The organism is Bulleidia extructa W1219 (genome assembly GCF_000177375.1).
Lineage (GTDB): Bacteria > Bacillota_I > Bacilli_A > Erysipelotrichales > Erysipelotrichaceae > Bulleidia > Bulleidia extructa.
Window position 1 is genome coordinate 40,654 of sequence record NZ_ADFR01000001.1, and the last position, 12,473, is coordinate 53,126.

Annotated in this window: 13 protein-coding genes; 1 reads left to right on the plus strand and 12 read right to left on the minus strand. The window is 36.5% G+C overall.

Annotation, left to right across the window (positions count from 1 at the left end):
• Nucleotides 1-41 precede the first annotated feature (41 nt).
• The 7 genes from HMPREF9013_RS00205 to upp form a co-directional block, all read right to left on the minus strand.
• Complete coding sequence (locus tag HMPREF9013_RS00205; protein ID WP_006626347.1) at nucleotides 42-1,043, minus strand: hypothetical protein; 1,002 nt, start codon at nucleotides 1,041-1,043, stop codon at nucleotides 42-44.
• A gap of 127 nt (nucleotides 1,044-1,170) precedes the next feature.
• On the minus strand, nucleotides 1,171-3,018 hold the full coding sequence (gene ftsH, locus HMPREF9013_RS00210; protein ID WP_006626348.1) for an ATP-dependent zinc metalloprotease FtsH: 1,848 nt from the start codon (nucleotides 3,016-3,018) through the stop codon (nucleotides 1,171-1,173).
• A gap of 2 nt (nucleotides 3,019-3,020) precedes the next feature.
• The gene (gene hpt / locus HMPREF9013_RS00215; RefSeq protein ID WP_006626349.1) at nucleotides 3,021-3,569 is read right to left on the minus strand and encodes a hypoxanthine phosphoribosyltransferase; all 549 of its coding nucleotides are present in this window, start codon (nucleotides 3,567-3,569) and stop codon (nucleotides 3,021-3,023) included.
• A gap of 2 nt (nucleotides 3,570-3,571) precedes the next feature.
• Nucleotides 3,572-4,774, minus strand: a complete 1,203-nt coding sequence (tilS, locus tag HMPREF9013_RS00220) for a tRNA lysidine(34) synthetase TilS (protein ID WP_006626350.1) — start codon at nucleotides 4,772-4,774, stop codon at nucleotides 3,572-3,574.
• Between the two features lie 19 nt (nucleotides 4,775-4,793).
• On the minus strand, nucleotides 4,794-5,315 hold the full coding sequence (locus HMPREF9013_RS00225; RefSeq protein ID WP_006626351.1) for a hypothetical protein: 522 nt from the start codon (nucleotides 5,313-5,315) through the stop codon (nucleotides 4,794-4,796).
• 57 nt (nucleotides 5,316-5,372) lie between these two features.
• Nucleotides 5,373-5,552, minus strand: a complete 180-nt coding sequence (locus tag HMPREF9013_RS00230; RefSeq protein ID WP_006626352.1) for a DUF1146 domain-containing protein — start codon at nucleotides 5,550-5,552, stop codon at nucleotides 5,373-5,375.
• A gap of 12 nt (nucleotides 5,553-5,564) precedes the next feature.
• On the minus strand, nucleotides 5,565-6,185 hold the full coding sequence (gene upp, locus HMPREF9013_RS00235; RefSeq protein ID WP_006626353.1) for a uracil phosphoribosyltransferase: 621 nt from the start codon (nucleotides 6,183-6,185) through the stop codon (nucleotides 5,565-5,567).
• 100 nt (nucleotides 6,186-6,285) lie between these two features.
• On the opposite strand from upp, the gene HMPREF9013_RS00240 reads away from it, so the two are divergent.
• Nucleotides 6,286-7,179, plus strand: a complete 894-nt coding sequence (locus HMPREF9013_RS00240) for a hypothetical protein (protein ID WP_006626354.1) — start codon at nucleotides 6,286-6,288, stop codon at nucleotides 7,177-7,179.
• Here the strand turns inward: HMPREF9013_RS00240 and HMPREF9013_RS00245 are convergent.
• The 5 genes from HMPREF9013_RS00245 to HMPREF9013_RS07135 form a co-directional block, all read right to left on the minus strand.
• The gene (locus HMPREF9013_RS00245) at nucleotides 7,154-7,756 is read right to left on the minus strand and encodes an L-threonylcarbamoyladenylate synthase (protein ID WP_006626355.1); all 603 of its coding nucleotides are present in this window, start codon (nucleotides 7,754-7,756) and stop codon (nucleotides 7,154-7,156) included. The two genes, HMPREF9013_RS00240 and HMPREF9013_RS00245, sit on opposite strands and share 26 nt — an antisense overlap.
• 135 nt (nucleotides 7,757-7,891) lie before the next feature.
• A complete protein-coding gene (locus HMPREF9013_RS00250) occupies nucleotides 7,892-8,281 on the minus strand; it encodes an immunity 22 family protein (RefSeq protein WP_006626356.1) in 390 nt (129 codons plus the stop codon).
• A 252-nt stretch (nucleotides 8,282-8,533) separates the two neighbouring features.
• A complete protein-coding gene (locus HMPREF9013_RS00255; RefSeq protein WP_006626357.1) occupies nucleotides 8,534-9,199 on the minus strand; it encodes an acyltransferase in 666 nt (221 codons plus the stop codon).
• Nucleotides 9,200-9,210: 11 nt separating this feature from the next.
• Nucleotides 9,211-9,987: a class B sortase gene (srtB, locus tag HMPREF9013_RS00260; protein WP_006626358.1), complete on the minus strand. Its 777-nt coding sequence runs from the start codon at nucleotides 9,985-9,987 to the stop codon at nucleotides 9,211-9,213.
• Between the two features lie 48 nt (nucleotides 9,988-10,035).
• Nucleotides 10,036-12,426, minus strand: coding sequence for an LTA synthase family protein (locus HMPREF9013_RS07135; RefSeq protein ID WP_006626359.1), 2,391 nt, complete (start codon nucleotides 12,424-12,426; stop codon nucleotides 10,036-10,038).
• Between the last annotated feature and the right edge of the window lie 47 nt (nucleotides 12,427-12,473).

Sequence of the window (12,473 nt, forward strand, 5' to 3'; positions counted from 1 at the left end):
AATGAAGGATATAGCTCATATTCCCCTCGTTTTTCTATTCATTACTTTATTTCAGTTGTATTTGCGAAAGCTTTGACTATTGTCTTTTGGAATTCATCCACCCCGAATGTCGCTCCTGATAAGAGATCTTTATCCGTTGAAACCACATGATTGTTTTTGACTTCTGTCTTCATATTTTCTACATCAGTCTTTGTTTTACCAACAAACCACTTATCTAAAGCAGCGTTTTGTTCATACCATTCTTTACCAATCTTAGAGGCTTTCTTCATACCATACTCGTCTTTTCTTTCCACTTTTGTCGGTGTTTCTTTCACTTCACCGTCAAAAGCCCCTTTATTCGTTACTTTCACCTTATTTTGTGCCACATCTGTTAAAGCCAATAAAATTTTTCCGTCTTTATCTAAAGCCAAAGCCGCATAAGTTACATTTGATTGAGCACTGATGGCATTTTTATTGACGATCTTAGTAGAACTTGCATTTGCGACTTGAGTAGCTCCTTCTACTTCGGTAGCTGTCTTCACCGCCTTATCAAAACTAGCTAAGAAACGATCTACACCGATCGTCACACTTGTTTGCAAGTCAGTTTCAGCTGTCTTCATACCATGACTACTCTTCTTAGTTTTCATATTTTTGAAGTCCGATACCTTCTTGCCAATAGCCCACTTTTCAAGAGCTTCAGCCTGTTCATACCATTCTTTACCAATCTTAGAAATCTTCTTCATGCCATAGTCATCTTTCTTTTCCTTCTTTGTCAGCGTTTTCGAATGATTGGATGTGAATTTACCGGCACCATCAAAAGTAGATGTATTTTGAGCTACATCAAAACTCAAATACTTGATGACGTCCCCTTCCAAGACAACTGTCGCAATCGTTGTATTAAATTGAACCGAACCTTTATTATTCTTTAACTCTTTTGACTTCAAATTCGAAACAGATCCAATACCAATTTTTAATTTTTTAGTCGCTGCTTTCTTAGGAGCTGCTGTACCGGCACAGCCAGCTAATAAAGCTATCGATAAAACAGCCGTTAACACTTTCTTCATATAAATTCCTCCTAGAGTGCTTTTCTTATTTTAAAATCTGTGAAACTTTTGTCAATATAAAAGTGTTTCATTATGAAAACGCTTGTCCTTTTCAAAAATGAGATACAAAAAGTACTCTTTCGAGTACTTATTGAGCTTCCGGAAGAGCTTCTCCATCCATTGGTAATCCTTGAACAATATTGCGAATTTGTTCATTCGTTAATGTTTCATTTTCTATTAAAGCATTTGCGATGGACTCTAATTCTTTCTTATGCTGTGTAATGATTTCTCTTGCCTTATCATGACAAGCATTCACAATCTTGCGAACTTCTTGATCAATTTCATACGCCACTTCACCGGATACATTATTTGGTCGATTGTAATCACGACCTAAGAAAACATTCTCGTTTCCTGAGTGGTACTTAATCGGTCCAAGATCGGACATACCATATAAAGTAACCATATCTTGAGCAATATTAGTAGCTCTTTTAATATCATCCACTGCACCGGTTGTAATATCGTCAAAGAATAATTCTTCTGCCGTACGACCGCCCATATAAGAAATAATAGAAGCCATCAAATCCTTCTTAGTATGCATCATCTTTTCTTCTTTTGGTGTCATTAAGTTATATCCACCTGCTTGACCACGTGGAATAATCGTCACCTTTTGAACAATTTGAGCATTGTCAAAGAATAAGCCAATAATCGCATGACCGCTTTCATGATAGGCTACTAATTTCTTCGTCTCCTCATCATAAGTGCGAGAAACCTTAGCCGGTCCCATCATAACACGATCAATGGCCTCATCAATTTGGTTCATACTGATTTCATCAGTATTTTCACGAACGGCTAAAATAGCGGACTCATTCAAAACGTTTTCTAAATCAGCCCCTGAAAAACCAGGTGTTCTCTTTGCAAGTGCTTCCAAATTTACATGGGAGGCTAATTTCTTGTTACGAGCATGAACTTCTAAAATAGCCTTACGTCCTTTCCAATCTGGAAGAGAAACCATGATTTGACGATCGAAACGACCGGCTCTTAACAAAGCAGGATCCAATACATCCGGACGGTTAGTAGCTGCAATGATAACGACACCATTATTTTCTTCCATTCCATCCATTTCAACCAGTAACTGATTCAGTGTTTGTTCACGTTCATCATGGCCACCACCGAATCCGGCTCCACGTTGACGCCCTACAGCATCAATTTCATCAATAAAAATCATACAAGGTGCTGTTTGCTTAGCCTTTTTAAACATGTCACGAACACGAGAAGCCCCAACACCAACAAACATCTCCACAAAGTCAGAACCGGAAATACTATAGAAAGGTACGTCCGCTTCCCCGGCTACCGCTTTAGCCAATAAAGTCTTACCCGTTCCCGGATAACCGCTTAATAAAATCCCTTTTGGAATACGAGCTCCCATTTTTTCAAATTTCTTTGGATATTTGAGATAGTCGATGATCTCTGACATTTCTTGTTTTTCTTCATCACATCCCGCCACATCTTCAAAACGAGTTCGAATTTTACTTTCCAAACGAGCTTTTGAATTGGAGAACTCAAAAGCTTTCCCATTCGCTCCGTTAGCTTGAGCCATACGAGAAATCATCCAAAAACCAAAGCCCATCATCAACACAAAAGGAATTAAATTGATGATGGCATCGACAAATTTATTAGATGCCTCTGAATCTACGACCGAAATATTCTTCTCTTTCAATTTATTAATGCTTGTATTAAGCAATTCACTGTGACTAGGAAATGACACCTCAAAGGTGGCTTTTTTAGCCATATCCGTATAAGTTCCCTTTACAGTGGTGATATTCTTTCCAACTGAAAAGGTTGCCTCTTCAATCTTTCCCGATTCCACTAATTTTGAATAATCGTTAATAGTAAACTTACCAGACGAACGATTTGGATTGAATAAAACTAAATTAGCTAGTGCAACCAAAATAATCAATACCGGTAAATAACGCTGAATTAAATTTTTATTTTTCATTCTTACTCCTCAATTTGGTAACATTCATCTTTCAAAACACCAATGTAAGGTAAGCAACGGTAATCTTGATTAAAATCCATTCCAAAGCCAACCACAAATTCATTACCAATCTTAAAACCAATATAATCTGGTGTTACATCCACTACACGACGACTTGGCTTATCCAATAAAGTCACCACTTGAACGGAAGTGGCTCCCTTATTCATTAACGTTTCTACAACCGTTTTAATTGTACGACCTGTATCCACAATATCTTCTACTAAAATAATGCTCTTTCCTTTGATAGAAGAATCCAAATCCTTGATAATACGGATATCCCCAATGGACTCCGTCCCTTCATAAGAAGAAACATCCATAAAGTCATATTGAAGATTTAAATCAATATTTTTAATCAATTCAGCCAAGAATGGTACCGAACCACGAAGTAAAGCCACTACCAGCGGTTTCTTTCCTTTATAGTCTCTCGTAATTTCAGCACCCAATTCCACACAACGTTGCCGAATTTCTTCTTGATTAATTAACACCTTTTTAATCGTTTCTTTTTCCCACATAATTACTCCTTAGTATTTAAGTATTGTATCACATTGAAAGTTGGGTTTATAGAGTAATGGTTCACATCTGAGCCCAATCCGGGAACTAAGATGACCTCTGCCTTTTTATTGAGAACAATTGGCCATACTTTCCGTAAATACAAAGGTATTTTTCGATCAATAAAAAAACGGGATACTTTCTTTTTACCAAAACGAAGCTGAATGGTATCTCCTTTTCGATAATTGCGAATGGTCAATGGATAATCTGAAGCGTGCACTGTCACTGCATTAACTCCACTTTCCCCTTTTTCCACTTTAAAGAAAGGATACTCTTTTATTTGAATATCCGAATATGAGTAATTTTCCTCCTTCCATAAAAAGAAGAACTGACCATCACTGGTGAAATACCACTTTTCAAAAGGAATATAAAAAGACTCTTTCCGCATCACAATTTGATCTAACTCGATCAGTTGAACTTTTGTGTGATGTTTTTTTTGGTCTAAAAGTTGTCTTAAAGTGGATAAGCGATCTTCTTTTTCCAAATTTCGATACAACTTTAACGATACTTTTCCTTTCTGAATATACTTCGCTACTCGATGTCTTCTTTCTTGTAGAATAGAATTTCTCCTATTAATTTCCTGTAACAAGGCTTCCCGCATAAAATCGGTCATTGTTTCCACTTGACTATGGCGAATTTGATTACGGCGATATTTATCTTCCAAATTGGTATGATCTATAAAATAGCGATACTGATGTTCATCTAAATACCGTAGAATCTCAGCTTTTCTCATGGTCAATAAAGGACGCACAACCGAAATCCCTTGCATCATCGTTCGCTCTTTTAAACCAAAATAATCCGGTTCTAATCTCTTCTCTTCTTGCATTAAAAATGTTTCTAAAAGATCTTCTTGTTGATGAGCTACCAATACGCCCTTCAATTGTTCTTTTCTGACAATTTTCGCAAAGAAAGTGTAACGCCATTCTCTCGCTTCAGCTTCAAAGTTTCCTTTTGGTTTAAAAGCATCGTTTCGAACATGAAGAGGAATTTGGTTTTCTTCCGCAAAAAAACGAATAAACGCTTCTTCTTCAGCCGCTTGCTTGCGATGATGATAATTCACATGAGCTATTTGAATATCCATTCCCAATTCTAAACATTGGTGCACCAAATACATAGAATCCGGTCCTGTTGAAACAGCCACTAACCATTTTCCTTCTAATTTCTTCATGTTCCTATTTTACAACATTTCAACGCCTTCTTTCTGAAAAGACCACTTCTTTCACTCTTTCTTCAATACGTTTAAACAAAGAAGAATCCGGTGAAATATATGCCTTGACATCAATCACTCTTGCCGTATTGATAAAACGTAAATCGTTTAAAAATAGCACAGAGGGTCTGATCAATCCCGGAATTAGCCCAATGCGCATCAAATGTTCCTTACCATGTTGTTGGTAACGAGCATCATAGGCTTTTGCATAAGTGTTTGGATTAGAAGTCATTGGTATAATCAATGCTTTTTTCGCAAATAAAGAAAAAACTAAACCAAAATGCTGATAACCCATTTCGTTAAGATACGCTTGTCCATAATCCAGGTAACAAATATCCCCTACCTTAACATGCACACCTAGATATTGCCCTGAACTATATTGTGATCTTGTGATCCAGTTCGCTTCTGAAATCAAAGCAGAATTGACTTGTTCTGGAACCACCAGGCCATACACTTTTCTTCTTTCATCCATATAATTTGCCCATAATTCTTTTGCACTCATGATAAAAAGCCTCCTATGGTTATATTCCCATAGAAAGCCAAATTTCCTTTTTATCATTTAATGAATAAAGAAACAGAAAAATGATCCTACCAAATAAGCTAAGGCAATCACCAATAGACCATATAAAACTTGTGCCTGATACACTCTATTTTTTCGCAATACCTTTTCAAAATTAAAAGCTTGTAAAGCATAATAGCTTATCACCAAAGACATCAAATAAAGAAAAGATTGAATCATCGACTTAAACAATTACTTTGTCCCAAAAATACGGTCTCCCGCATCCCCTAAACCAGGTACAATATAGCCATGCTCGTTCAATCTTTCATCCAGTGCCGCTAAATATACATCCACATCAGGATGATTCTTTTGAATCAGTTGAACACCTTCTGGCGCTCCTACCAAACAAACCAACTTGATATTTTTCGCCCCTCGTTTCTTGATTTGATTGATAGCATCGTTCGCACTACCTCCAGTTGCTAACATAGGATCTACGATCATCACGATCGAATGTTCCAAATCATTAGGAAATTTTGCAAAATATTCAACCGGTTCTAAAGTTTCTTCATCTCGATACATACCAATAAATCCAACTTTAGCGGTTGGCACCAAACGGCGAATTCCATCCAATAACCCAATTCCTGCCCGAAGGATAGGCACAATAACAACTTCCTTCGACAATTCGTAACCAATACACTTAGAAACCGGTGTTTCAATTTCAATCGGTCTTGTTGGTAAATCACGGCAAACTTCATAAGCCATCAATTCAGCGATTTCATCTAAATTTTCACGAAAATCCTTGGTTGTCGTTGAATTTTGGCGCATTTGCGTTAATTTATGCGTAATAAGTGGATGATGTAAGACTTCTAGCATGATTCTACCTCCAATTTTCTTTCGCTATTTTATACGAAATTAGAGAGGAATTCAAGACAACCTCATTTTCCCAAAACCCAAATCATGCTATATTTGAGCCATGAAAGTACTTTGGTTTGTTCGAAATCAAGCGGATTATCAATCTCTTTTAAGAAGTCTTCAATCTAATCTTGACGCCGACTTTGCGATTTGTGCCACTAACACCTTTTCTTGGGCGAAAAAAAATTATCCTTCCCCAAAAAACCATCATCTTTTCTTTTTCTGTCCTGAAAATGCTTTAGAAGATCACTACGCTAAAGGAGAACTATCCTATTCCTTCTTAAAAAAAGACCTCGCCTCTATGGAAAAAGCGATTCAAGATTACCAGCCTGATTGTTGTATTTCTTTAGGTAGATATGCGGCGTTTGTAGTTACTTCGCTATACCACATCCCTCTTTACTTTTTACAAGAGCGATACCTTGAAAAACTACATAGTGATCATAATCTATTTCGTGGTTTAAACCGTTTATTTAGAGAAAATCGTCTTGAACAAATCTTCCAATATCAAGATCTTCGAAAACTGGGTATCTATTTCAGTTTTGATATCCCCGGTCATCTTTTAAAAGTTCAAAATAGTGAATCCTTTATTTCTACCAATAAAGTTCTTTTAGAACGTGGTACTGATTATGAAAAGATATTGACATCAATACTGGATCAGTATCGTTTTTTAGAACCAGGTCAAATTTTATTCTATAAAGCCCCTTTAGTCATCCATCAAGAAAATATATATTTATACCAAACTTGCAAGCAAGCAGGAATTCCTCAGCTCATATTGCCTAAGAAAAAGCACATTCCGTATTCGGTCGGCTTATGTCTTGAAAAAGAAGAGTGTCATCCTGATCAACTGCAAGAAGCCATCCATTACGCTTTAAATAGTCGAAAATTTCATACCAAAGCTTTACAAGAAAAAGAAAAGACTCAGCCATTGACTAGTCTTTCTTCCCTTTTGAAGTAGCTTCTTGAATCTGTTGTAGCAAAATTGGTCCTTGACGCAATACTTTCCAACCTGCTTCTCCATAGAAAACAATGGTACTGGCTTGGGCAAACTCTACCTTTCCCGCCAAAGCAGCTTTGACCCCCGGAACGTCTTCTACCGTCAAAGCGGCCGGCTCACCTGATACATTTGCACTCGTCATATAGACAGGAACACCAAGCTTTCCAATCATTTCTGCTAAGATAGGACTCGTCGCTAGACGAATCGCAATTGTATCCTTTCCCCCATTCACAAAGGAAGGAACTCCTTTCTTTTTCTTCAGAATCATGGTCAAAGGACCGGGCATAAACTGATTCATAACCCGTTTTTCTTCTTCACACATTTCACAAATTTGTAAAACTTGTTCCATATCTGCACACATGATTGGAAAGGCCTTGGTTTCCGGTCTTTTTTTTAAATCTCTTAGATTTTCCTGCGCTTGTATATGATCATAACGAGCACAGACACCAAAAACCGTATCCGTAGGCACCGCAACGACTTCATCTTTTCTAAGAAGGTCTACCAACACATTAATTTCACTATTTTGACATATAAGCATCGTTTTTTCTCTTTTCTATATTTAGGATGAATCCACAAACAAATAAAAGGTCTTAGATCAATATTTTAGGCTTTCCAACATCAAATTTTATTCCACTATATTTTCACTATTTTCTAGTATCTGACACCATCCTATTTACATCTCTATCTTCCCAACATAATACATACTGCGGCAAGCTTCCGGTTCTAAATCAGAGAAATCTTTCACAGAGACGCCCCAAATTACATTTCCCTCTAAAATTCCTTTCTCATCACATTTTCTTTCAAATTCACCTATATCTGCGATATAGTCTTTTGCCAGCTCTCGTATCGTACATAAAGAAGCCCTATCAGAAAACCAAAAATCTTTCTTGTCCAATTTTTCTAAGCCCATTTCCTTGCAAAATCCGCACTTTAAGGTTTCACTCGGTTTAGCTCTTTGTCCTTTCTTCCACAGTTCTATTTCATTTTCATAAAGTTCATTATCCCAATACTGTTCAAAATCACCCTCTTCAAACGTCCCAATCCATACATAATAAGTTTTCATGTTGTCCCCTTCACTTTAATACGACTCTACCCATCGATTTTAGTTTCTTGGTACCCACCGTTCCTACCTATGCACAATCGCCATCCCAACAGGAAAACCCCTCACCTCGAACAAACATAAGATACGACTTAGATTCCGGTTACTTCACAACTTAAAATCAAGAAGTCAATCATTTATTACTGATTGATACAACAAAAGAAAAAGATTTCACAACCTTCTTCTTTCAATTCCCATCTACAGACCAAAAAACACTTATCTTTCTTCTTTTATTCTTACAATTACATCCGTTTTTTTCACAATACTATTCTCCGGCACAAAACCACGAACCCCCGTTGTCGGATAAACTCGTGAATGAGAACCGATAACTGTACCCGGATTTAAAACAGAATTACAACCAACTTCAACATAATCCGCTAAAATAGCTCCAAACTTTTTTAGCCCCGTTCCTATTTTCTGATCCCCTTCCCGAAGAGTCACCAAACTATGATCGGATTTAACATTAGAAGTGACTGCACCGGCTCCCATATGGCTATAATAACCAAGAATAGAATCACCGACATAATTGTAATGAGGCACTTGAACATGATCAAACAAAATCACATTCTTTAATTCCACAGAATTACCCACTACACAATCTTCTCCTACCAAAGCACAACTACGAATAAACGCACAGTGACGCACTTCTGTACGTGCCCCGATAATACAAGGAGATCCTAAATAAGCTGAAGGGAAAACCTTCGCCGTCTTATGCACCCACACTTGTGGTTGTACTTCTTCATATTCATCACCAAGCTGATTTCCTAAATCCAGAATCAACTCTTTGATTCCCGACAAAGCTTGCCAAGGATACTCATATTTTTTCAAATAATCGCCAGCTAAACTATGGCTTAAATCAAAACAATCTTTTGTTTTTAACATATATCCACCTTCTACTCCTTAACCAACTTCGCAATTAAGGCATAACGACCATCTTCCAAACTATAATCACAAGTTGAAAATAAAATCAAGCGATCCTTAGCACTCACTTTTTGCTCAGAACGAAACGTACTATTCTTTTCAAACCTTTGAACATATTTCATAAAATCTTGATCTGATCCAAAACGATATCGCACATAATCATCCGATCCGGTCGTCTTAATACCGGCAATTGGATACACTTTATATTTCCCACTAGGAGTTTCTAATTCCATTTCTTTATGACTATCGTAATAGGATTGTTTCTGGAATTTATCAATATCTGCAAACATAGAACCATCTCGCATATGGTGACCATACACCACCAGTACTTTCGAATTCAAGTGACGACCATTTTGAACATCCAAAAATAAAGTTCCTGAATTTTGGTAACGACCATCCATCAAGTGATGCAAATAAAATTCATTCCCCCTTCTTTCCGGAATCAAAGAATCACCATACGCAATTGGATAATTAATGGCACTATTTTTCATCTTAATCCAAGCTGCCGTATCCGGATAAAGCTGTCTCAATTTTTTAAAATCCACTTTTTCCTTTTTTGTGATTTTATCCACTACCACAACTTCTTTACGGACTTCTTCGTAAGCTTGTTTAGATTCTTGATATCCCTTTAAAACCTGAACAATATTCCAAGCTGAAAAGCCCGCCACCAATAAACTAACAACCATGGCAATATCCAAGAAAATCTTCATTCCCTTACTTAACGGCTTTTTCGTCTTATTTTGTTTCATGCTTACCTCTCATCTTATCTTATCTTCATTATATATCAGTCCTATATTTTACTTCTTTACCTCCATGTCCTTGATAAAGTATATTTGATTCTTTATATTCAAGAAGCCCATGACTTTTAACTTTGTCTCATCCATTCCTTGAAGATCCAAATCCGCCTTCCACACTCCATTTGATAAATCCAAATAAACCATTCTTCTTTCTTTTCCATCACTCACAAACAGAAAATGGCCAAAGACTTCCCCCATAATACCGGAATACTGAGCCACTTCAACGTGAAGATGATGATTCTTAACTCGAATGGATTTTTTAGCAAAAGAAGGATATCCTTCAACGGTATTAAAAGAACGATTGGTAACTTCCCCTGTTTCCTTATTAACCACAAAGAAATTAATCCCTTGCGAAATAGGGTATTTTTTTCCTTTATAAATGAATCGAGCTTTTTGATTAGAATCTGAAGAAGAAAGGCACTCCACCTCATCTTGTTTCTTATAAATTGAGTCTTTTGAGCTTTCTTTAATACCGGTTGATGTCAAAAGTACATTGGAATCCGAAAGAAATTTTTCTTGTAATAAACCCAGAGATTCTAGATCCTGTTTTTTTTCTGCATCTAATTGGTTCATAAAGTCACCTGAACTGACCATATACCAATCATATTTCTTTAAGTCAGCTTGTTTTAAGCTTTGTATGAAAGAATGAAAATCTAAACTGAAAAATTGAGGATCTCCGCTAAGAACAGATTGGTCTTTCACTTTCAAAGTGATCGGTGCCTTTTCATCTAATAAGTGATAACTATTATCTGAAGACTTGGTTAATTCCTTATTTTTTTGCCAGACATGGACTTCTTTTATATCGATCCATTGATCTTTTTCTAATAGATATTTCCAATCAATTTTCAGCTGTTTATCTTTCACAGTGCTGGTAAAACCTAATGTATAATTGTGTTCATTTGACGGACTCTTAAGCGAAGCTAATTTTTCCATAAAAATTGATTTCTTAGCCAATTCTTCATTCAGAAAGTCTTCCCCATATTCTTCCACAAGCGTCTTTTTATTAGCGTATAAATTCGTACCTAAAGCCAAACGATCACCAGGTATTTTCACCCCTAGCGCTGCTAAGGTCGTTGGGAAACTATCCATGGTGGAATAATACCGACTGACAGAGTCATCTTCCCTTTTAGCTGCCCCATTGACAATCGTGTAATACACCGTTCTCTTATGATGAGCATCCACTCCTTCCATAAAATCTTTATCCATAGTGGGATGATCCCCAGAAAGCACAATGGTTGTATTTTGATACCATGATTGTTTCTGACACCACCGCACAAATTCCCCAACTCGATGATCTGATCCATAAATCACATTACCATATTGATCTTTGCCAAATTTAGTTGGTGTTTCCTGATCCTTATAGCCATCTTCAAAATGTGTATCTACTGTTAACAAATGAAAATTAAATGGCTGTTCTTTCGTCCCTAAATCAGTTAATTTTGTTTTAGCAAAGTCAAACAGTTTATGATCTTCAAAGCCCCAAAACACATGATAGTTAGACGGAATCATTCCTTTTGCTTTGGCATAATTATAGTCATTAATTTCATAATTTCCATGACTCTTAAAAAATAACCGGCGGGCTCCAAATTCAGCATCCGATCCCAACATAAAGACATTATGATACCCTTCTTTTTGGAGAATATCTCCTAGATTTGTGATATTTGGGAAAAAAGAATCTTGCGTATTCATTCGATGATCTTCTGCATTAATTTTTAAAGGAAGACCTGATGTTTGAGCAAATAACCCTCCCATTGTCCACGTCGTTCCGGTTAGCGAAACTGCTCCATTTAAGCGGGATTGATTCGCTGAAAAATTTTGTTCGGCAAGAGATAATTTAGTCAATTCCGGAATATAGTTATCCTGTTTTTTTCCACCATATTCTTTGCTGGAATAGCCGGTTTCCATAGATTCTAAACTAATATAAATTAAATTTCTTTTTTTCTTTGGAAACTGCAAATTTACTTTAGATGGATCCACATATTCTTTTTGAATAAATGTTGAATCCATGGCTTGATTTTTCAGATAATGACCAACATCCAGTTTTATCCAAAAATGTAAAAAGCTTAAAATCAGAGACAGACTTGATACAACCAATATCACTTGTCGATATCTCCTTTTCCTTTTTTCTTCTCTAAGATGATAATAACCCAAGCCTACCAATATCAATCCTAACAGCGTTGGCAAAAAGACCCATACTATAAACTTTTGAATTTGATCTGAACCCGTTCCTTTTAAGGGAGTCGCAATTTCAAACATCAATTCCTGTATTTGTAATTTAGGCCAGGTATGAAATAACCAAACCACCGTAAATGTCAACAACAGTGACAACAAGAAAAATAAAGTTGTCAAAATAAGAATCCACTTTTTCGGTTTACTATTTTTCGTTTTCATCACGGATACATTATAGACGAAATAAAAAAGAGTACAAATGAAGTGAG

Excerpts from the sequence above, each read along its gene's own strand:
- HMPREF9013_RS00205 (WP_006626347.1), bottom strand. The coding sequence starts at position 1,043 with ATGAAGAAAGTGTTAACGGCTGTTTTATCGATAGCTTTATTAGCTGGC.
- ftsH (WP_006626348.1), bottom strand. The coding sequence starts at position 3,018 with ATGAAAAATAAAAATTTAATTCAGCGTTATTTACCGGTATTGATTATT.
- hpt (WP_006626349.1), bottom strand. The coding sequence starts at position 3,569 with ATGTGGGAAAAAGAAACGATTAAAAAGGTGTTAATTAATCAAGAAGAA.
- tilS (WP_006626350.1), bottom strand. The coding sequence starts at position 4,774 with ATGAAGAAATTAGAAGGAAAATGGTTAGTGGCTGTTTCAACAGGACCG.
- HMPREF9013_RS00225 (WP_006626351.1), bottom strand. The coding sequence starts at position 5,315 with ATGAGTGCAAAAGAATTATGGGCAAATTATATGGATGAAAGAAGAAAA.
- HMPREF9013_RS00230 (WP_006626352.1), bottom strand. The coding sequence starts at position 5,552 with ATGATTCAATCTTTTCTTTATTTGATGTCTTTGGTGATAAGCTATTAT.
- upp (WP_006626353.1), bottom strand. The coding sequence starts at position 6,185 with ATGCTAGAAGTCTTACATCATCCACTTATTACGCATAAATTAACGCAA.
- HMPREF9013_RS00240 (WP_006626354.1), top strand. The coding sequence starts at position 6,286 with ATGAAAGTACTTTGGTTTGTTCGAAATCAAGCGGATTATCAATCTCTT.
- HMPREF9013_RS00245 (WP_006626355.1), bottom strand. The coding sequence starts at position 7,756 with ATGCTTATATGTCAAAATAGTGAAATTAATGTGTTGGTAGACCTTCTT.
- HMPREF9013_RS00250 (WP_006626356.1), bottom strand. The coding sequence starts at position 8,281 with ATGAAAACTTATTATGTATGGATTGGGACGTTTGAAGAGGGTGATTTT.
- HMPREF9013_RS00255 (WP_006626357.1), bottom strand. The coding sequence starts at position 9,199 with ATGTTAAAAACAAAAGATTGTTTTGATTTAAGCCATAGTTTAGCTGGC.
- srtB (WP_006626358.1), bottom strand. The coding sequence starts at position 9,987 with ATGAAACAAAATAAGACGAAAAAGCCGTTAAGTAAGGGAATGAAGATT.
- HMPREF9013_RS07135 (WP_006626359.1), bottom strand. The coding sequence starts at position 12,426 with ATGAAAACGAAAAATAGTAAACCGAAAAAGTGGATTCTTATTTTGACA.